The organism is Actinoplanes lobatus, assembly GCF_014205215.1.
In the GTDB taxonomy this organism is placed as follows: domain Bacteria; phylum Actinomycetota; class Actinomycetes; order Mycobacteriales; family Micromonosporaceae; genus Actinoplanes; species Actinoplanes lobatus.
Genome location: NZ_JACHNC010000001.1, coordinates 5,768,633 through 5,785,898 on the forward strand (window position 1 = coordinate 5,768,633; position 17,266 = coordinate 5,785,898).

Genomic DNA, 17,266 nt, shown 5'->3' on the forward strand with positions numbered 1-17,266 from the left:
GCAGTGTGATCCCACCTCATCGAGCGTTCTCCCCGGGACGGACCATACCGGTCTCGTAGGCGAGGATCACCGCCTGAACCCGGTCGCGGAGCTTGAGTTTGGGCAGGATCCGCTTCATGTGGGTTTTCACGGTCGACTCCTCGACGAACAGCTCCGTCGCGATCTCCGCATTCGACAGACCCCGCGCCACCAGCGTCAGCACATCCCGCTCCCGGGCGGTCAGCACCCGCAGCCGCCGCGTTGTCTCCGGATCCGGCGGCGTGGCCGTCGTCATCCGGTCGATGACCGTTCGCGTGACCGATGGCGACAGCAGCGACTCGCCGGCCGCGACCGTGTGAATGGCTTCGATCAGCTGCTCCGGCCGCGTCCGCTTGAGCAGGAATCCGGACGCTCCCGCATTGAGCGCCCCGAACACGTAGTCATCGTCCTCGAAGGTGGTCAGGATCAGCACCCGAACCTCAGGCACGACCGCACTCAGATCCCGGGTGGCCGCGATCCCGTCCTGCTGCGGCATCCGCACATCCATCAGCACCACGTCGGGCAGGAGCGCCCGGGCCTGCGTCACCGCCTCCCGCCCGTCGGCCGCCTCACCGACCACGGCGATCCGGTCGTCGCTGGAGAGAACGGCCCGCAGCCCGGCCCGCATCAGATCATCGTCATCAACGATGAGTACCCGAAGGACCTCGGTCACCCTTTCACCCCCGTTCCGTCACCAATTCTCCGGCACCGAGCCACGAGGTCTCGCTCTGCGCTCGCCCTATATGGCGGCCTCCGTGGCCGCGATCGGAAGGCGGGCGTGCAGCCGGAACAGGTTTGGTCCGCTTGTGTCCGCCTCCAGGGTGCCGTCCAGCAGGGCGACCCGCTCGCGCATGCCGACGATGCCCATCCCGCCGCCGGGCTGTGAGACCGAGCCGACCGGGTTGCTCACCTCGATCTCCACCTCCGCATTCCCGTAGGCCATCCGAACATCGGCGGTCCCGGAACCGTGCCGGGCCGCATTCGTCAGCGCCTCCTGCAGAATCCGGTAGGCCGCCCAGGCCACCCCACTCGGCAGGCCCCGTGGCGCCCCGTCGAACGTGGTCGACACCTGCAACCCACCGGCCCGGTGCCTGTCCACCAGTTGCTCCAGCGCCGCAGTGTCGGCGGGCGCGGGATCGGCCGGCCCCGACTCCTCCCGCAAGGCCCGGACCAGCCGGTCGATGTCGGCGATGGTGCTCTGCGCGACCTCTTCGATGGTTTCGATGGCCTGCCGTGACCGCTGCGGATCGCGCTCGTGCAGCAGCCGCGCCGCACCCGCCTGCACCAGGATCACGTTGATCGCGTGCCCGGCCGAGTCGTGCAACTCGCGGGCGATCCGGGTACGTTCCTGTGCCGCGGCGAGCCGCCGCTGCGCCGCGATGTCCAGCTCACGCAGCCGCGCGTGCTCCTCCAACTCGGCGATCCGCTCCTGCCGCAGCCGGTTGCGGTCACCGGCGACCCACACCAGCAGAACCATCGTGATCCACGCGGCGAAACCGGGAGCGATCGACAGCATGGACCGCGCCTGGTGGTTGACGGCCATCAGGGCGATCGACAGCGCGGGGAACGACATGACCGCTGTCCACGCCGCATATCTGGGGCGGCGGGACGCGCCACCGAACTTCTCGGCCATCGCGTAGGTCGCGATCAGAGCGCCCGGCGGAACGTCCAGCGGATAGTCGAGGGCGATCAGGCACAGAGAGGCCACCGTCGTGATCGCGTAGACCGTGGCCGGAGCCCGGCGAGCGAAGATCAAGGGCAGCGTCGACGCGAGGGCCAGCACCACCCCGAGCACGTCCAGCTGCCGGTAGACGCCCTCCTGGGCGCCGAGACCGCCCTGCTGGAGCATCACCAGCGTGAACACGGCGGCGAACAACGCCACCATGCTGTCGACCAACCACCGCCTCATCGTCACGCGACCAGCGTACGGCCGCCCAACCGCCCGGCGGATCCTTCACGAGGGGCATCCGGTGTACCCCTCAAGGGGTACGAGCCATGCCCTCTCCGGAGCGATTCGGCCGAGCGTTCATCGTCCCTACCGTCTGCCGCATGACTTCGGTATCGGTGCACAGAACCAGCGTTTTCGAACGGCTGGCCGGGTGGTCCTATCGGCATCGCTGGCTGGCGCTGCTGCTCTGGGTGCTGGTCCTGGCCGGTGTCACGGCCGGCGCGGGCATCGCCGGCGACGACTACCACAACGACTTCAGCCTGCCCGGGGCGCAATCGCAGCAGGCGCAGGACGTGCTGGCCGACCGGGCGCCGACCCGCGCCGGCGCCACCCTGGAGATCGTCGTCCAGGACCCGGCGGGAGTGGAGCGGCCAGCCACCCGGGCCGCCGTCGACGACATGCTGGCCCGGATCCGGAGCCTGCCGCACGTCGCCGACGCGGCGAAGCCGGAGGCGGTCTCAGCGGACGGCACGATCACCTATGCGACGGTCGCCCTCGACGTCACGGCCGAGGCGATGCCGGCCGAGGACACCCGGAAGATCATCGAGGCGGCACAGGTTCCCGGCCTCACCGTCGAGGTGGGCGGGGAGGCGGCCCGAGCCGCCGAGGAGGCCGAGGGCGGTGCCGCGGAGGGCGCCGGCATGCTGGCCGCGCTGATCGTCCTGGTGTTCCTGTTCGGCTCGCTGCTGGCAGCCAGCCTCCCGATCGTGATCGCGGTCTTCGCCGTCGGTTCGGCGATCGGCCTGGTCACCCTCGCCTCGCATCTGGCCACGGTCGCCGACTTCACGGCCCCGCTGCTGATCCTGGTCGGCCTCGGCGTCGGCATCGACTACGCGCTGCTGGTCTTCTCCCGCTTCCGCAGCGAGCTGACCGCCGGAGCTGACCGGGAGACCGCGGTGCGCACCGCCCTCGACACTGCCGGGCGGACCGTCTTCTTCGCCGGCACCACGGTGATCATCGCCCTGCTCGGCCTCGTGTCGCTCGGGATCGGCGCGCTCCAGGGCGTCGCCGTCGCCCTGGCCGTCACCGTCCTGGTCACGATGCTGGCCGCGCTGACCCTGCTACCGGCCCTGCTCGGCCTCTTCGGCGCGCGGCTGGAGCGCACGCTGCGCAAACGTCGCCGGCCGGAAGGGCGGATCTGGCGGAGCTGGAGCGACGCCGTCGGCCGCCGCCCCTGGCCGATCGCGATCGTCACGCTGGGCGTTCTGCTGGTGCTGTCCGCGCCTGTGCTGGACATGCGGCTCGGTTTCGCCGACGCGGGCAGCGACGCCCCGAGCAAGACCAGCACCAAGGCGTATGAGCTGCTCGCCGCGGGGTTCGGTCCCGGCTTCAACGGCCCGCTCGTGATCGTGGTCGACGCCGCCGGTCAGCCGGCCGAGGCCGCGGCACACGCGGTCCAGCGCGCGGTCGCCACCACGCCCGGGATCGCGGCCACCCTGCCACCGATTCCCGCTCCCGGCGGTGACGTGGCCACGGTGATCGCCTACCCGGCGTCCGCTCCACAGAACAAGGCCACCGGCGAACTGGTCGGCGCGCTGCGCGACGACGTGCTCCCGGCGGTCGCGCGGGACAGCGGGGTGACCGTCCTGGTCGGCGGCCCCACCGCTGCCGTCATCGACTTCTCCGACGCGGTCGCCGCCCGGCTGCCCCTGTTCGTGGCCGTGGTGGTGGGCCTGTCCGCGCTGCTCCTGCTGGTGGTCTTCCGGTCACTGCTGATCCCGCTCAAGGCTGCCGTGCTCAACCTGCTCAGCGTCGGTGCCGCCCTCGGCGTCATCATCCTGGTGTTCCAGGAGGGCGCCTTCGGCATCCCGCCCGGCCCGATCGAGGCATATGTCCCAGTCATGATCTTCGCGATCATCTTCGGCCTGTCCATGGACTACGAGGTGTTCCTGCTGGCCCGCATGCACGAGGAGTGGGAGCGCACCCGCGACGCCGCCGGTGCGGTCCGGGAAGGCCTGGCCACCACCGGCCGGGTGGTGACCGCCGCGGCAGCCATCATGATCGTCGTCTTCGGTGCCTTCCTCATGTCCCCCGACCGCATGCTCCAGCAGTTCGGCCTGGGTCTGGCAGTCGCCGTCCTGGTCGACGCCGTGATCATCCGCTGCCTCCTCCTCCCCGCCCTCATGCACCTGTTCGGCCCCCACGCCTGGTGGCTCCCGAGCCCGTTGGCCCGCCGCCTACCCCACCTGGCGCTGGAGCACCGGTGAGAAGCCGTGCTCCAGCGGCGGGTGCTGAGGTCCGCTGGGAGGTTTGTGCCAGCGGCGGGCCGACAAGGCATCCGGTGGGGCGGTGCCGTCGGCGGGAGGCTGGGCCAAAACACGCCGTAGCGCCCCTGGCCCTGGTGGACCGCGATGTCACCGCACCAGGGCGTCGCCCAGGGGCGTTCGTCGGTAGAGCACGGATCTGCCCGCCCGGGCCCTCTCCACCACGCCGGACCGGAGGAGTACGCCGAGATGATCGCCTACCGCACCGACCGCCATACCCAGGGCCCGGGCCAACTGACTCGTGCTCGCGGGATCGGCCAGCATCATCAGGATCAGGGCGCGGGAGCGTCCGATCAGTGCGGCCAGGTGTTCCGGCGCCTCGGGTGGCCCCTGTTCGAGCAGGGTCGCCACACCACGTACCGGATAGACGATGGCCTTCGGCCACGGCTCGTCGGCGAAGACGGCGAATTCCGGCCAGATGAACACCGACGGCACCAGCAGCAGGCCCGCGCCGTCCAGCACCGTGGCGTGGCCGCGTCGGCCGATCAGGTCGATTCCGCCGTCCCGCCAGCGCAGCTTCGGGTGGAGGCCGGACAGGGCCGCCTCCCAGCCGGCGCGGCTGAGTTCGCCGGATCGGTGGACGACGTCACGTTCGCAGAGCAGGCGCAATTTCGGCCAATCCTCGGCGAGCAGGACAGACCAGGCGGCGGCCAGGAAAACGGCCAGCCGGTCCAGGATGTCGGGGGCGTTCAGCACCTCGCGAGCGGCCGGCGACGACGATGACCGTGCGAGGTAGTAGTCGATCTCCTCCTGTACGAGCGGGGGCGGGGCGGCTCGCAACGCCGCCAGGTCGTCCTCGATGGTCTGCCCGATCCGCTGCGGTGGGGGACAGATGAAGGTCGCCCCCGACGTGTCCAGGTGCAGCGCGTGAATCGCATCGAGCACCGGATCGGCCTTCAACGGCTCGAATCGGGGGCGCAACCGGGCCAGCCACGACGCTGGAACACCCCGTCCGTGTGGACCGGCCACCGCGCGGATCAGGTTGATCAGATCGAACACCGGCGACAGTGCGAACCGCGTCCGCAACAGGTCCTCGGCGCCGACGACGAACCGCAGCACCCCACAACCTTACGTCACACGACGAAACATTGGTCCGCCGTAGTGCCCGGCCGGCAAGCTCACGGAATGACCGTCACCGATCGCCAGGCCACCTATCGCGAGGTGTTCGCGGAACCCACGTTCCGCACGCTCTTCGTCGCCCGCACCCTCGCCATCAGCGCGAACTCCCTACAGATCTTCGCGCTGTCGGTGCTGGTCTACGCGAGCACCGGCTCCCCGCTGCTCAGCGCGCTCGCCTTCGGTGCCGGGTTCCTGCCACAGTTCGCGGGCGGTCTGCTGCTCGGCTCGCTCACCGACCGGCTCCCGGCCCGTCCGCTGATCGTCGCCGGTTACGCCGTGGAGGCCGCGCTGGCCGCGACTCTGTGCCTGGCCGGCCTGCCGGTTGTGGTCAACCTGCTGCTCGTGGCCGCGGTCGCCTGCTTCACCCCGGTCTTCTCCGGCGCCGCGTCGAAGGTGATCGCCGAACGTCTCACCGGCGACGCGTACGTCCTGGGCCGCTCGTTGACCAGCATGTCCTCCTCCGCCGCACAGCTTCTCGGCCTGGCCGGCGGCGGCGTCGCGGTTGCGACCCTCGGTGCCCGCCCGGCCCTGCTCGTCGCCGCCGTCTGTCACCTGCTCGCCGCAGCCGCCGTCCGCATCGGACTGCCCGCCGACCGCAGTGGACTGCCCGCCGGCTGTGGTAGCGACCGCGGTGGACTGCCCGCTGAGCGCGTTGGCGACCGCGGTGGATCGCCCGCCGACCGCAGTGGACTGCCTACCGACCATGATGGACTGCACGCCGACCGCGGTGGCGACCGCGCTGGACCGCCCGCCGGCCGTAGTGGACCGTCTGCCGTCCGGGGCCGCGCCGGCTCGAAGACCGGGGGAGCGGTCCGCGACAGCTGGACCGGCGCGATCTCCATGCTCACCGACCGCACCATCCGGCGCCTGCTGCTCGCCCAATGGCTGCCGTCCGCGTTCGTCGCCGGATCCGAAGCCCTGCTCGTCGCGTACGCCGCCAGGCGCGGCTTCGCTCCCGGCGCCGGCGCGATCCTGATGGCGGCCCCCGCGGTCGGCATGCTCATCGGCAACTTCGCCGTCGGCCGCCTGCTGCGCCCGAGCGTCCGCGAACGTCTCTCCGCCCCGCTGATCATCTTGCTCGGCGCCCCGCTGATCACCCTGCTGGCACCGCTGCCGCTTCCCTTGGTCACCGCGGTCCTGGTACTCGCCGGAACCGGCTTCGCCTACGGCCTCGGCGTGCAGCGCGAATTCCTGGAAGCGGCCCCCGCTGACCGTCTCGGCCAACTGTTCGCCCTGCTCTCCACCGGCCTGATGGCACTGCAGGGCGTAGGCCCGCTGGTTTTCGGCGCGCTCGCCGAACTGACCTCACCCGCTACCGCCATCGCGGCCGCGGGCATAGCCACGTCGCTGGTCGCCCTCCCCGTCCACCTCCGGCGCCGCGTCGCCTGAAACCATTCGGGGTACGGATTCCGCGTGCCGCCGCCACCGAATGGGACCCGGGCGTCAGCGGGTAGGAGGGGATTGCCACGGCTGGCTGGCGGTTGTGCCGGCTGGCTGGGTCTTGGTCGAGTGGCGGGTAGAAGGGTTTGTCCGGCTGGTCGTAGCTGCCGGCTGCGGTTGGGCGGTTAGTGGGTAGGAGCGCGTTCCCTGGCCGGTGGTTGAGGTTGCCGGCTGCGGTTGGGCGGTCAGTGGGTAGGAGCGCGTTTCCCGGCCGTTGGTTGAGGTTGCTGGCCGGGCCCGCTTGGACAGCGGCCAGAGCTGCCGTTTGGACAGCGGCCAGAGCTGCCGTTTGGACAGCGGCCAGAGCTGCCGTTTGGACAGCGGCCAGAGCTGCCGTTTGGACAGCGGCCACTTGCGGCAAGGCTCGGTATCGGGCTGCCTGACCGAGCCTCACCCCGTGAGAACCGGAGGGCTCAGGCGACGAGGGCCCAGCGGTGCTGTGGGCGCTCCCGGCGTGCCGGGTACAGCAGCTCGATGACGCTGAGCGCCCACAGCATCCGGGGGACGGCCAGCTCGGGGTGGTCGCCATACTCGGCGGCGACGTCGGCTGCGCAACCGCGGACGCCACCGTGTGCGCGCACCGCGACGCGGATCGCCTCGTCGACGACCTCGTAGTCGGGTCGGCTTCCGGTGGCCAGAGCGGTGGTGAACAGCGCCTCCGCACGGGCGGCGGTCAAAACGGCAGTCATGGTGCTCTCCTCCTTCGCGCGACACTCTCGACCGGTAGACCCTCAAGGTAGCCGTGGGATACGACATCTTTTCCGGGCGTAGTCCTTCGAAGGGGTGAACACCGCCGGACCGCCGACGGTTCACATCACACGGTTTCGTAGGCGACCACCGGGCTCGTCGCCATCCGGTCGGGGCCGGGCAGCAACGCCGGGTCCTCGCCGTCGAGCAACCGCGTCGACATGACCGTGTCGCCGATCTCCCGCAGCGAGTCCGCCGAGGTGGCGAGGTGGACGACGGCGAACTTCGTGTCGCCGGGATGCCACAGGGTCAGCGTCCGGACCAGGCCGGGAACGCCTTGCACGACGGGGCGGATCCGTTCCGCGCCGGCGCGGCGGATGGCGGCGAGCTGGACCGGGTTCATCGGCCCGTCGAAGTAGCCGACCCATGCCGCGGTGGCCGCCTGGCCCGATGCCGTGCCGGTCCGGTCGTCCTCGATCTGATAGATGTCGTCGGTCTGGATCGTCACCGGGCGTGGTCCGCGACCGGCCTGTGAGCGTTCCGAGGCCAGTTCGGCGTCCTCCCGGTTGGTCCACAGCGTGATCAGCGTGCCCTCGAGCAGGATCAGGCCCGCGTACCCCGGATGCCCGGAGATCATTTCGACCAGCTTGCGGGCGAGCTTGTCGGCGTTGTCGGGCCGGGACGCGGTGGTCTGGATTCGTGCATACATCGTCGGTCACCTCCGGTAGTCGTTACCGATGATGTTCGGCCCGCTTCCGTCCCCGCACATCAGTGGAAGTACTGACCGCCAACGTTGGCTTCGACCGCACCCAGGGATCGGATGCCGTCGCGGGATGGCTCGCAGCGCGTGCGGGAACTCGAAGAACGTGCCCGGATCGGCCGGATAGCGGCGTGGCGAGACTCCGGCGAACGCGCCTTTCACACCGGCGCGGTCGAGCAGATCACGCCATTCGGCGGCGGTCACCGAGCCCGGCGACGCGACGCCGTGGCAGAAAAGGCCCAGGTGCAGGAAATCGTACGTGTCCGCGCGGTCCACGTTCCGGGTGCCGGGTTGTTGACCGTGAGGGGCCAGGGCTGAGAAACGGCCAGTCAACTGGTCCAACCAGTTGACGGGTTGGTGTGAGGGCGGGCACACTTCCCGGCATGACGTTCGAGCCGATCTCCCGGCAGTCCGTGTCGGATCAGGTGTTCGGGCGGCTGCGTGACGCCATCGTCAGCGGTCGCTACGCCGCCGACGAAGCGCTGCCCAGTGAGCGTGAGCTGTCCGCGACGTTCGAGGTCAACCGGCATGCGGTCCGTGAGGCGCTGCGGCGGTTGCAGCAGCTCGGGCTGGTGCGGGTGAGCCAGGGCGGGGCGACCCGGGTGCTGGACTGGCGGGCCACCGCGGGTCTCGACCTGGCCATGGCGCTGGCCGGAGCCGAGGACGTGCTGCCCGTCGTCACCCTCGGGCGGGATGTGCTGGAGATGCGCGCCTGCATCGGCTCCGACGCCGCCCGGCTGTGCGCCGAGCGGGCCACACCCGGGGCGCGGGCGGCGATCGCGGAGGCCGTCGACCGGTATGCGGCGGCGATCCCCGATCTGGCCAGGATGGGAGATGCCGACCTGGCGCTGTGGCGGCGGATCATCGAGGGCTCCGGGAACATCGCCTACCTGCTCGCCTTCAACAGCCTCACCGCCGGGGCGCTCGCGGTCGGTCATGTGCCCGCTCCCCGGCGTACCGCTGAGCTCTTGGACGTGGCCGCCCACCGTAGGTTGTCCGATCAGATCGCGCGGGGCGACGCGGCCGGCGCGCAGCGCACGGCCCGTGCGCTGCTCGCGCTGACCGCCACCGGCGAGGCCGCCGCCTACGACGAAGCCGGTGAAGTCACTCCGGAACGCGGCTGACGACAGGCGGGCGCAAGCCCGCCCATGACGAAACCGGCAAGTCACGAGCGATCGCGGCTGACGACGCCGGTCCCAGTGGTGCGCGCGTTCCCGGCCGAGGGAAGTGGCCGACGGAAGTGGCCGACGGAAGTGGCCGACGGAAGTGACCGACGGCAGCCGGGGACGGAAGCGGCTGACGGTAGCCAGGCACGGAAGCGGCTGACGGCAGCCAGGCACGGAAGCGGCCGACGGCAGCCAGGCACGGAAGCGGCTGACGGAAGACGCGGCGATGACCCCTGATCCGGCCAGGGCGGTGACCACCGAAGACCGTCCCGGCTCACCCCATGAGATTGGACGAACACCCCGAATGATTCCCGCCGTCCTCTACGCCGTCCCGGCGTTCCTGTTACTGATAGTCATGGAGGTCCTGTCGTACCGGTTCCTGCCGGACGACGAGGAACGCGGCTACGAGGCCCGCGACACCGCCACCAGCCTGTCCATGGGCCTGGGCAGCCAGATCATCGGCGTGCCGTGGAAGCTGTTCACCGCGGTGCTGTTCGCCGGGCTCTACGTGCTCAGCCCGTTCACACTGGACCCGTACGACTGGTGGGTGTGGGTGCTGCTGTTCTTCGCCGACGACTTCGCCTACTACTGGTTCCACCGGCTGCACCACGAGGTGCGGCTGCTCTGGGCCGGGCACGTGGTGCACCATTCCAGCCAGTTCTTCAACTTCTCCACGGCGCTGCGGCAGAGCTGGACGCCGATGACCTCGCTGCCGTTCTGGCTGGGGCTGGCGGCCCTCGGGTTCCCGCCCTGGATGATCTTCCTCCAGCAGTCGATCAGCCTGGCCTACCAGTTCTTCCTGCACACCGAGCGGATCGACCGGCTGCCCCGGCCGATCGAGTGGTTCTTCAACACCCCGTCGCACCATCGGGTGCACCACGGCTCCAACGACCCCTACCTGGATCGCAACTACGGCGGCATCCTGATCGTCTGGGACCGGCTGTTCCGCAGTTTCGAGCCGGAGGGGGAGCGGGTCAACTACGGCCTGACCAGCAACATCCAGACGTTCAACCCGCTCAAGGTCGCCACCCACGAGTACGCGGCGATCTGGCGGGATGTGCGGGCGGCGACGAGTTGGCGCCACCGAGCCGGGTTCCTGTTCGGCCGCCCGGGCTGGCAGCCGGCGGCATGAGCGCGATGACGGCGCGGCGCCTGGACCTGCCGCTCACCCTGTTCGCCGTCGCGGCGGCGGTCGAGCTCGTCGCGGTCGCGGCGGACGTCACCGCCCTGCAATGGGTGGCGAAACCGCTGCTGGCGCCGCTTCTCATCGCCCATCTGCGCAGGCCGGGACCGATCACGCTGGCGCTGGTCTTCGCCACCGCCGGGGACATCGCGCTGCTGGTCCCGGGGCAGACCGCGTTCCTGATCGGCATGCTGTTCTTCCTCGGCACGCAGATCACCCTGATCGTGGCGTTCCTGCGCCGGTCACGGCCACCGGTGGCGGCGATGATCGGGTACGGGGTGGTCTGGGCGGGCGCGAACGTTCTGCTGTGGAGCGGGCTGGGCGCTCTGCGCGTACCGGTGATGATCTACAGCCTGGCGCTGACCACCATGGCGGCGGCAGCGGCAGGGGTCTCCCGCAGGGTCGCCGCCGGTGGCGCGTGTTTCCTGGTCTCGGACGCGCTGATCGGCCTCGGCGTGGCCGGGTTCGAGCCGCCGGGCCACGGCGTGCTGGTGATGGCGACATACATGGCGGCCCTCTACCTGATCGCCACCGGCTTCGATGGGCGCGGGCCCACCGGGGCCAGGGCACGAGATGAATAGATTTACGACTTCTTGAGGTGATCTGTTCAATAGGGTGATTCGCGGAGTTGAACCTCCTCGAAAGGAGTGCACCATGAGCACCCACACCCTGATCAGGGTGGACGAGACCGTCGATCGGGCGGCGGTGACCGAGCTGTCGCGGCGGCCCGAGGCTCCGGTGAGCGGTGCCCCGACCGGCCCGACGATGGCCGGCGGCCCGCTGACCATCCTGCTGTCGGCGCCACGGCCGAAGAAGGCCCGCTGACCGCCGGCTACGAGCAGGCGGTCGACGAGCTGGCGACCCGTGTCGTGGACGGACTCGCATCCGGCCATGACACGGGTTCGCCCGCACATTTCGTGGCCGTGTGCCCGTCCCGTTCCCGCGCGCTCGCCGCGATCCGCATTCTCGGCGCCGACACCATGGCCGGCGCCGCGCTGCCGGGCCCGGACGACCGTGCGATCCTCGCCGAGGCCGTCGGCACGTTCGCGCAGCCGGGCCCGGATCCGGTGGCCGACTGGCAGGAGTGGGCGATGCACCGCGCCGCGGGCGTCGCCCACCGGATTCCGGCCGGCCTGCCGTTCCATGCGGGCGACTCCTGGCGGACTTTCGCCGGTGCGCTCGTGGCGCTCTCCGCCCTGGCCACGCCGAAACTCGACGGTCCGCTGCACGATGCGGTCCGGGACCGGCCCGCGGACATCGCCCGAGGGGCCACGCGAGCGACGATTCGGCGCGATCATCCGACCGCGGCCGCTCTCACTCGCTGGCTGGTCCTCCTTCAGCGGTACGGCGTACGCGTGCCGCTGGACACCGGCCTCCTGCTCGACCACCTCCGGCTGCTGGGCTGCGCCGACGCCCGGACCGCCCTCGACGTGGCCGTTTGCGATCGGATGCTGCGATGACCGCCACCGTGGCCGCCCACCGGCTGGCGGAGTCGGCCACCGGCTGGCTGAACGGCGGAATTCACCACCTGCGCCTGGATCCGGACGACGACGAGACGTACAAGTCGCTCGGCGAGACGGCGCTGGCGGCGGCGATCATCCTGCGTGAAGGGGTGGCCGGTGCCGGCCAGCAGCACGCCGCCCACGATCTGCTCGAGCACGCCTGGCAGGAACTCGGCCGCGGCGACGTGCTCTACGCCCGCCAGGCCGGGAACCCGGCATCCGCCGATCCGCTGGAGATCTACGTCCATTTCGCTCGGGCCGGTCTCCGGCATCCGGCCCTTGAGGAGCTGCTGCGGCATCTACGGCGGACATGCCCTGAACACGCGATGGAAATGCTGCCGAACCGGCGTCTCGCGGTGGCGAATGCCGCCCGGGCCACCGGCCTGGAGCCCTCCGCCGACATGACGGCACTCGCGGCGCGAACCTGGCTGGGCGCGGCCACCGCGCCGTGGCTCGTCGACCGGGCAACCGCCTACTGCATGACCCACACGGTCTTCCACCTCACCGACTGGGGTGCCGACCCGGGCGGCCTCACGCCGGAGATGGTCGGCTACCTGGAACTCTGGCTGCCGGTGTGGCTCGACGTGTGGACCGAGATCGCCCAGTGGGACCTGGTCGGCGAACTGCTGATCGTCGACGCCTGCCTGCCCGCGCCGGTGTGCCCGCCGGAGGCCTGGACCGGGCTGGCCGAGGTGCAGCGCCCCGACGGCCGGCTGCCACGCGACGCCCAGCCCGGCCCGGACGAGCCCGGCGAGGCCTTCCTGCACGACCACCACCCGACGGTGGTCGCCGCGATCGCCGGCACCCTCGGCCTGTCCCGGCGCCTGCACGCGCCGGCGGTCGTCGTGTGATCGGCCTACCGCCCGGGGCCACCGTGGTCAGCACGGTCACCGTCCGCGACGGACAGGCTTCCTTCACCCATCGGGGTACGGGAGACGCGCATACCCGGTACGAGATCGGATCGGTCACCAAGACCCTGACCGTGCTGCTGCTCTGCGACCTGGCCGCCGCCGGCGTGGTGACCCTCGACGACCCGGTGAACCGCCACCTGCCGCCGCCGGCCCGTCTGCCCGGACCGCACGGCCGCGAGGTGACCCTGCGCCATCTGGCCGCGCACACCTCCGGGCTGCCGCGCGTGCCCCGCGACCTCTACCTGCACGCGCTGCCCACGCTGCTGTCCGCCCCGTACGCCCGCTACCCCGGCAGGATGCTGCTGAGGGCGGCCGGCCGGTGCCGGATCCGCCACGCGCCGGGCAGCCGGACCGGATACTCGACGTTCGGCATCGGACTCCTCGGCGAAGCCCTGTCCCGGGCGGCCGGCGCCGGATGGGCGGACCTGATCGCGGCCCGGGTCACCGTTCCGCTGGGGCTCGCCGACACCGGCTGCGAACAGCGCCCGGCCCGGGACGCCACCGGGCACAACACGCGCGGGCGGGTCCGGCCGCCGTTCCGCATTCCCGGCCTGGCCCCCGCCGGCGCCCTGCGCAGCACGGTCACCGACCTCGGCCGCTACCTGGCAGCGTGGCTGGATCCGGACGGCTCGCCGCTGGCGGCCGCCGTGCGCCTGGCCACCACCGCGCAGATCGGGTGGGAACACGACGGCGACCTGCGCTGGCATTCCGGCGCGACTCCCGGCTTCACCGCCTTCGCCGGATTCTGTCCGCCCCGGCGTACCGCCTTCGCGGCGCTGACCGACGCCACCCCCGGCCGCGACAGCATCGTGACGCCGGCCTTCGAGATGCTGGAGGGGACGGCTGTGTCGAGGTGGTCCTCGAGCCCTGACCGGCGGTCGGATGTGGACGGCGGATGAATTCGGGCCGCCGGGGTGGTGAAAGGTCTGGCCCATCCCCGGCCCGGCCTGCGAGCCTGACCGTTCGTGTCCCTGGATTTCCAGTCAGTCATCGCCATCCTCAGCGTCGTCGTGCCGCTCGGGGCGTTCGTGTGGGAGTTCGCGATCGTCCGCCGCAAGCGGCTCGGCTATCGCGTGCAGATGGACACCCTGCTCACCGGCAAGGCCGGCGCCACCGAGGCCAACGTGCTGGTGCAGCAGTACCAGGACGACCGGTCCCGCAACCCGTCGCTGGTGCTGCTGCGGGTGGAGAACGCCGGTTGGACGGAGATCCGCGAGGAGGACTACCTGGCCCCGGTCGGCGACGTCGGCATGACGGTCCTCTTCCCGGAGCGCAAGGTCGTCGGTATGTCGGTGCCCGACTACAGCCAGGACGAGCTGCACCGCTTCTTCTACGTGCCGAACAGGACGGCCATCGGCGACCAGCCCCGGTTCGTCGAGGCGCCCGGCTTCGAGAGCGACAACGAGGGCACGTCGGGCCTGGTCAACCTGCCGAAGGTCAAGCTCAACCCGGGCGAGCACTACAAGGTCCTGGTGCTGCTGGAACGCTGGAACGGCGACGACAAGCCCGGCAGCCCGCCGCCGACGTTCCGCGCCGCGCTGAGTGGCCCGCAAAACCGGTGGTTCAAAAGAATCGACAAGGTACGGCTGGCGCGCACCGAGAGTCACACGTTCGCGTCCCGGCCCGCCATGGTCGGAATCGGTCTGCTGGCCGTCGCGGTGCTCGTGCAGTCCAGCCTCGCCCTGTTCCTGCGGGCCTGTCGACCCGGCAGATCCGTGACATCTACGCGGGGCGGATCGCCAACTGGTCGGAGGTGGGTGGCGCGGACCTGCCCATCCACCTGGTGAGCCGCCACCGCGGGTCGGGTACCCGTACCGCCCTGGTCGAGCGGGTCCTGACCGACGGCACGACCCGGATCGACGTGCCGGAGGCGACCGTCAACGACTGCGCCGCCATCCAGAAGGACCAGCCGGGCCACTGCGAGACCGACAGCACCGAGACGCTGCTGCGGGAGGTGGCCGACATCCCCGGCGCGCTCGGGCACAGCGAGGTGAGCAGTGCCGCCACCGCCGGGGACGTCGTGCAGGTGCGTATCGACCAGGCGCCGGCCACCCTGACCGGGGTCGAGGACGGCCGGTATCCGTACTGGCAGACCGAGTTCGCGTACACGTACGGGGAATTGCCCGCCGATTCGATCGCGGCGGCCTTCCTGCGCTATCTGACCGACCAGGGTGGCAAGGACATCCTGCGCGAGCACGGCAACCGGCCGTGTTCGGAGACCGAGTTCCCGCTGGTGTGCCGGCCTACCTGACGCCCTCCCGTTGCCGTCCCGGGTGCTCGTCGGCCCGGGGCAGGCCGTCGATCAGCTGGTCGAGGCGCTTCATGTACGGGTCGTCGGCGTCGGCCAGGTAGTCGTCCGGCCGGGTCCGGTCGGCGCCGGACGGCACCTTGGCGGCCCGCAGGACCAGGGTGACCACGACGGTGACCGCCAGGTTCACCACCAGCGCCACGATGCCGACGTAGATGCTGCGGCCGTCGCCCAGTGACCAGCTGGAACCGCCGAAGTGTTCGGCCACGGTCCGGCCGGTGCCGTCGAGTCTCGGGGTCAGGTAGAGCATCACGACGCCGACGGCCAGCCCGGTGATCAGGCCGCTGATCAGGGCGGCGCGGTGGAACCAGCGGGTCATCAGCCCGAGGAGCACGGTCGGGATGGTCTGGAGGATGACGACGCCGCCGATCAGTTGCAGGTCCACCGAGAAGGTGGGGTCGACGGCGAGGATCAGGGCGGCCGCACCGAACTTGACGATCAGCGACACCCAGCGGCTGACCTTCGCCTCGGTCGCCGGGGAGGCGTTCGGGCGCAGGTACGGGCGGTAGAGGCTGCGGGTGAAGGTGGTCGCCGCGGCGATCGACATGACGGCCGCCGGGATCAGGGCCGCGACGCTCAGGGCGGCGTACGCGATCCCCGCCGACCAGGGCGGGAAGAACTCGTGGATCATCTGCGGCACCACGGTGTTCAGGTCGCCGTCGGCCGGCCGGACGCCGCGGGACAGGGCGAAGAACCCGAGCATCGCCATGATCCCCAGAGCGATGCAGTAGACCGGCAGGGCCGCGGCGTTGCGGCGGATCGTCGCCCGGTCCTTGGCCGCCAGCATGCCGAGCAGCGCGTGCGGGTACGCGAAGATCGCCAGCACCGAGCCGATGATCAGGGTGAGGAACCCGAGGTGGCCGGTGTCCGGCAGCAGCAGCCCGTCGGCCGGGTTCGGGGTGGCCGCGAACCGGGTGGCGGCACCGTTGAAGGCGCTGCTCCAGCCGCCGTACATGGCGACCATCAGCACGGCGGTCAGCAGCATCCAGGCGAGCAGCACGTCCTTGACGATGGACAGCAGCGCGGGGGCGCGCAGCCCGGACCGGAACGTGCAGATCGACACCACGGTCACGGCGGCCAGCAGCGGCCACTCCCCGCCGAATCCGACCGTGCGCAGCACCGCCTGCAACGACACCAGCTGCACGGCGACGTACGGAATGGTGGCGAGAATGCCGGTGACCGCGACCAGCGCGCCGAGGCCGGGCGAGGCGAACCGGGCGGTGGCGAACTCGCTGTGGGTGAGAAAGCCGTGCCGCCGGGCCACCGACCAGGCCTTCGTCGTGAAGAAGAAGGTGAACGGGGTGGTGATGACGGCGAACGGGACGGCGAAGTAGCCGATCGCGCCGATGCCGTAGGTGAGCGCCGGCACGGCGATGAACGTGTACGCGCTGTACATGCTGCCGCCGAGCAGGAACCAGATGGTCCAGTTGCCGAACGCGCGGCCGCCGACGCCCCACTCCTCGAGCGTGTGCGGGTTGTCCGGGGCGCGCCAGCGGGCCGCGCCGAAGCCGGCCAGCACGACGACGGCCATCAGGGCGACGAAGACGCCGACCTCGACGGTGCGGTCACTCATGGTCGTCCCCGCGGGTGACCAGGTGGACGAAGGTGATGACCACCATGGCGAGCAGGGCGCAGGCGAGCTGGTACCAGAAGAAGAACGGGACACCGGCCACTCGGGGCTCGATGCGGTTGGTGTACGGGGTGAGCAGTGGCGCGACCGTCGGAACTATCAGCAGCCACTGCCAGTGGCGGGAGCGGGAGCGGGTGGGTGCGGGCATCGATATGTCTCCTGGCGTCGTGGCGCGTCAAGATCAACAATTTGCACTTGGTGTGCCGAAACCTGGCACCCGTTCTACTCGTAGAGATCCAAATAGGAAAGGCCAAATACGAGACGGTTGCCGGTTATGTAGGTGCCGGCCACCAGGCTCCGGAGCCACATGTCACCGCGGCACATATCGAG

19 protein-coding genes are annotated in these 17,266 nt (G+C 70.8%); 11 read left to right on the forward strand and 8 right to left on the reverse strand.

Annotated features, from left to right (window positions below):
• Positions 1 to 16: 16 nt before the first annotated feature.
• Together BJ964_RS26440 and BJ964_RS26445 are read right to left on the reverse strand one after the other, a co-directional pair.
• On the reverse strand, positions 17 to 691 hold the full coding sequence (locus BJ964_RS26440) for a response regulator (protein WP_188123194.1): 675 nt from the start codon (positions 689 to 691) through the stop codon (positions 17 to 19).
• A gap of 66 nt (positions 692 to 757) precedes the next feature.
• Positions 758 to 1,927 (reverse strand): sensor histidine kinase, encoded by a 1,170-nt coding sequence (locus tag BJ964_RS26445; protein ID WP_229807399.1) that lies wholly within the window; start codon positions 1,925 to 1,927, stop codon positions 758 to 760.
• 140 nt (positions 1,928 to 2,067) lie between these two features.
• On the opposite strand from BJ964_RS26445, the gene BJ964_RS26450 reads away from it, so the two are divergent.
• Complete coding sequence (locus BJ964_RS26450) at positions 2,068 to 4,173, forward strand: MMPL family transporter (RefSeq protein ID WP_188123196.1); 2,106 nt, start codon at positions 2,068 to 2,070, stop codon at positions 4,171 to 4,173.
• Positions 4,174 to 4,320: 147 nt separating this feature from the next.
• Here the strand turns inward: BJ964_RS26450 and BJ964_RS26455 are convergent, their stop codons facing one another.
• Positions 4,321 to 5,289, reverse strand: a complete 969-nt coding sequence (locus BJ964_RS26455) for a DUF5937 family protein (protein WP_188123197.1) — start codon at positions 5,287 to 5,289, stop codon at positions 4,321 to 4,323.
• Positions 5,290 to 5,355: 66 nt separating this feature from the next.
• Here BJ964_RS26455 and BJ964_RS26460 point away from each other — a divergent pair, with 66 nt between their 5' ends.
• Positions 5,356 to 6,738 (forward strand): MFS transporter, encoded by a 1,383-nt coding sequence (locus BJ964_RS26460; RefSeq protein WP_188123198.1) that lies wholly within the window; start codon positions 5,356 to 5,358, stop codon positions 6,736 to 6,738.
• 464 nt (positions 6,739 to 7,202) lie between these two features.
• Here BJ964_RS26460 and BJ964_RS26465 read toward each other — a convergent pair whose 3' ends face one another.
• The 3 genes from BJ964_RS26465 to BJ964_RS26475 all read right to left on the reverse strand — a co-directional run bounded on the left by BJ964_RS26465 (position 7,203) and on the right by BJ964_RS26475 (position 8,512).
• Entirely contained in the window at positions 7,203 to 7,478 is a 276-nt protein-coding gene (locus tag BJ964_RS26465; RefSeq protein WP_188123199.1) for a hypothetical protein, read from the reverse strand.
• Between the two features lie 125 nt (positions 7,479 to 7,603).
• A complete protein-coding gene (locus BJ964_RS26470; RefSeq protein ID WP_188123200.1) occupies positions 7,604 to 8,185 on the reverse strand; it encodes a hypothetical protein in 582 nt (193 codons plus the stop codon).
• Between the two features lie 6 nt (positions 8,186 to 8,191).
• Entirely contained in the window at positions 8,192 to 8,512 is a 321-nt protein-coding gene (locus tag BJ964_RS26475) for a hypothetical protein (RefSeq protein ID WP_188123201.1), read from the reverse strand.
• A gap of 107 nt (positions 8,513 to 8,619) precedes the next feature.
• Between BJ964_RS26475 and BJ964_RS26480 the strand changes: the two genes are divergently transcribed.
• From BJ964_RS26480 to BJ964_RS47410, 9 genes are all read left to right on the forward strand, one after another.
• A complete protein-coding gene (locus tag BJ964_RS26480; RefSeq protein WP_188123202.1) occupies positions 8,620 to 9,360 on the forward strand; it encodes a FadR/GntR family transcriptional regulator in 741 nt (246 codons plus the stop codon).
• Between the two features lie 346 nt (positions 9,361 to 9,706).
• Positions 9,707 to 10,534, forward strand: a complete 828-nt coding sequence (locus BJ964_RS26485) for a sterol desaturase family protein (RefSeq protein WP_188123203.1) — start codon at positions 9,707 to 9,709, stop codon at positions 10,532 to 10,534.
• Positions 10,531 to 11,166, forward strand: a complete 636-nt coding sequence (locus tag BJ964_RS26490) for a lysoplasmalogenase (protein WP_188123204.1) — start codon at positions 10,531 to 10,533, stop codon at positions 11,164 to 11,166. Before BJ964_RS26485 ends, BJ964_RS26490 begins: the two co-directional genes overlap by 4 nt.
• A gap of 73 nt (positions 11,167 to 11,239) precedes the next feature.
• Positions 11,240 to 11,410, forward strand: coding sequence for a hypothetical protein (locus BJ964_RS26495; protein ID WP_188123205.1), 171 nt, complete (start codon positions 11,240 to 11,242; stop codon positions 11,408 to 11,410).
• Between the two features lie 98 nt (positions 11,411 to 11,508).
• Positions 11,509 to 12,045 carry a hypothetical protein gene (locus tag BJ964_RS26500; protein WP_188123206.1) on the forward strand — a complete coding sequence of 179 codons (537 nt, stop codon included), beginning with the start codon at positions 11,509 to 11,511 and terminating at the stop codon, positions 12,043 to 12,045.
• Positions 12,042 to 12,938, forward strand: a complete 897-nt coding sequence (locus BJ964_RS26505; RefSeq protein ID WP_188123207.1) for a DUF6895 family protein — start codon at positions 12,042 to 12,044, stop codon at positions 12,936 to 12,938. The genes BJ964_RS26500 and BJ964_RS26505 overlap by 4 nt, the downstream gene beginning before the upstream one ends.
• Positions 12,935 to 13,897, forward strand: coding sequence for a serine hydrolase domain-containing protein (locus BJ964_RS26510; RefSeq protein WP_188123208.1), 963 nt, complete (start codon positions 12,935 to 12,937; stop codon positions 13,895 to 13,897). The genes BJ964_RS26505 and BJ964_RS26510 overlap by 4 nt, the downstream gene beginning before the upstream one ends.
• Before the next feature lie 66 nt (positions 13,898 to 13,963).
• Positions 13,964 to 14,785, forward strand: a complete 822-nt coding sequence (locus BJ964_RS48170; protein ID WP_229807397.1) for a hypothetical protein — start codon at positions 13,964 to 13,966, stop codon at positions 14,783 to 14,785.
• The gene (locus tag BJ964_RS47410; protein ID WP_229807400.1) at positions 14,719 to 15,249 is read left to right on the forward strand and encodes a substrate-binding domain-containing protein; all 531 of its coding nucleotides are present in this window, start codon (positions 14,719 to 14,721) and stop codon (positions 15,247 to 15,249) included. The genes BJ964_RS48170 and BJ964_RS47410 overlap by 67 nt, the downstream gene beginning before the upstream one ends.
• Here the strand turns inward: BJ964_RS47410 and BJ964_RS26520 are convergent.
• Both BJ964_RS26520 and BJ964_RS26525 read right to left on the reverse strand, forming a co-directional pair.
• Positions 15,242 to 16,879, reverse strand: coding sequence for a sodium:solute symporter family protein (locus BJ964_RS26520; protein WP_188123209.1), 1,638 nt, complete (start codon positions 16,877 to 16,879; stop codon positions 15,242 to 15,244). The genes BJ964_RS47410 and BJ964_RS26520 overlap by 8 nt on opposite strands.
• Complete coding sequence (locus BJ964_RS26525) at positions 16,872 to 17,084, reverse strand: DUF3311 domain-containing protein (RefSeq protein WP_188123210.1); 213 nt, start codon at positions 17,082 to 17,084, stop codon at positions 16,872 to 16,874. The genes BJ964_RS26520 and BJ964_RS26525 overlap by 8 nt, the downstream gene beginning before the upstream one ends.
• Between the last annotated feature and the right edge of the window lie 182 nt (positions 17,085 to 17,266).

What these genes read in the sequence shown, in the direction of transcription:
- BJ964_RS26470 (WP_188123200.1), bottom strand. Translation starts at nt 8,185, where the DNA reads ATGTATGCACGAATCCAGACCACCGCGTCCCGGCCCGACAACGCCGAC.
- BJ964_RS26460 (WP_188123198.1), top strand. Translation starts at nt 5,356, where the DNA reads ATGACCGTCACCGATCGCCAGGCCACCTATCGCGAGGTGTTCGCGGAA.
- BJ964_RS26490 (WP_188123204.1), top strand. Translation starts at nt 10,531, where the DNA reads ATGAGCGCGATGACGGCGCGGCGCCTGGACCTGCCGCTCACCCTGTTC.
- BJ964_RS26450 (WP_188123196.1), top strand. Translation starts at nt 2,068, where the DNA reads ATGACTTCGGTATCGGTGCACAGAACCAGCGTTTTCGAACGGCTGGCC.
- BJ964_RS26505 (WP_188123207.1), top strand. Translation starts at nt 12,042, where the DNA reads ATGACCGCCACCGTGGCCGCCCACCGGCTGGCGGAGTCGGCCACCGGC.
- BJ964_RS26520 (WP_188123209.1), bottom strand. Translation starts at nt 16,879, where the DNA reads ATGAGTGACCGCACCGTCGAGGTCGGCGTCTTCGTCGCCCTGATGGCC.
- BJ964_RS26480 (WP_188123202.1), top strand. Translation starts at nt 8,620, where the DNA reads ATGACGTTCGAGCCGATCTCCCGGCAGTCCGTGTCGGATCAGGTGTTC.
- BJ964_RS26495 (WP_188123205.1), top strand. Translation starts at nt 11,240, where the DNA reads ATGAGCACCCACACCCTGATCAGGGTGGACGAGACCGTCGATCGGGCG.
- BJ964_RS26465 (WP_188123199.1), bottom strand. Translation starts at nt 7,478, where the DNA reads ATGACTGCCGTTTTGACCGCCGCCCGTGCGGAGGCGCTGTTCACCACC.
- BJ964_RS26485 (WP_188123203.1), top strand. Translation starts at nt 9,707, where the DNA reads ATGATTCCCGCCGTCCTCTACGCCGTCCCGGCGTTCCTGTTACTGATA.
- BJ964_RS26525 (WP_188123210.1), bottom strand. Translation starts at nt 17,084, where the DNA reads ATGCCCGCACCCACCCGCTCCCGCTCCCGCCACTGGCAGTGGCTGCTG.
- BJ964_RS26445 (WP_229807399.1), bottom strand. Translation starts at nt 1,927, where the DNA reads ATGAGGCGGTGGTTGGTCGACAGCATGGTGGCGTTGTTCGCCGCCGTG.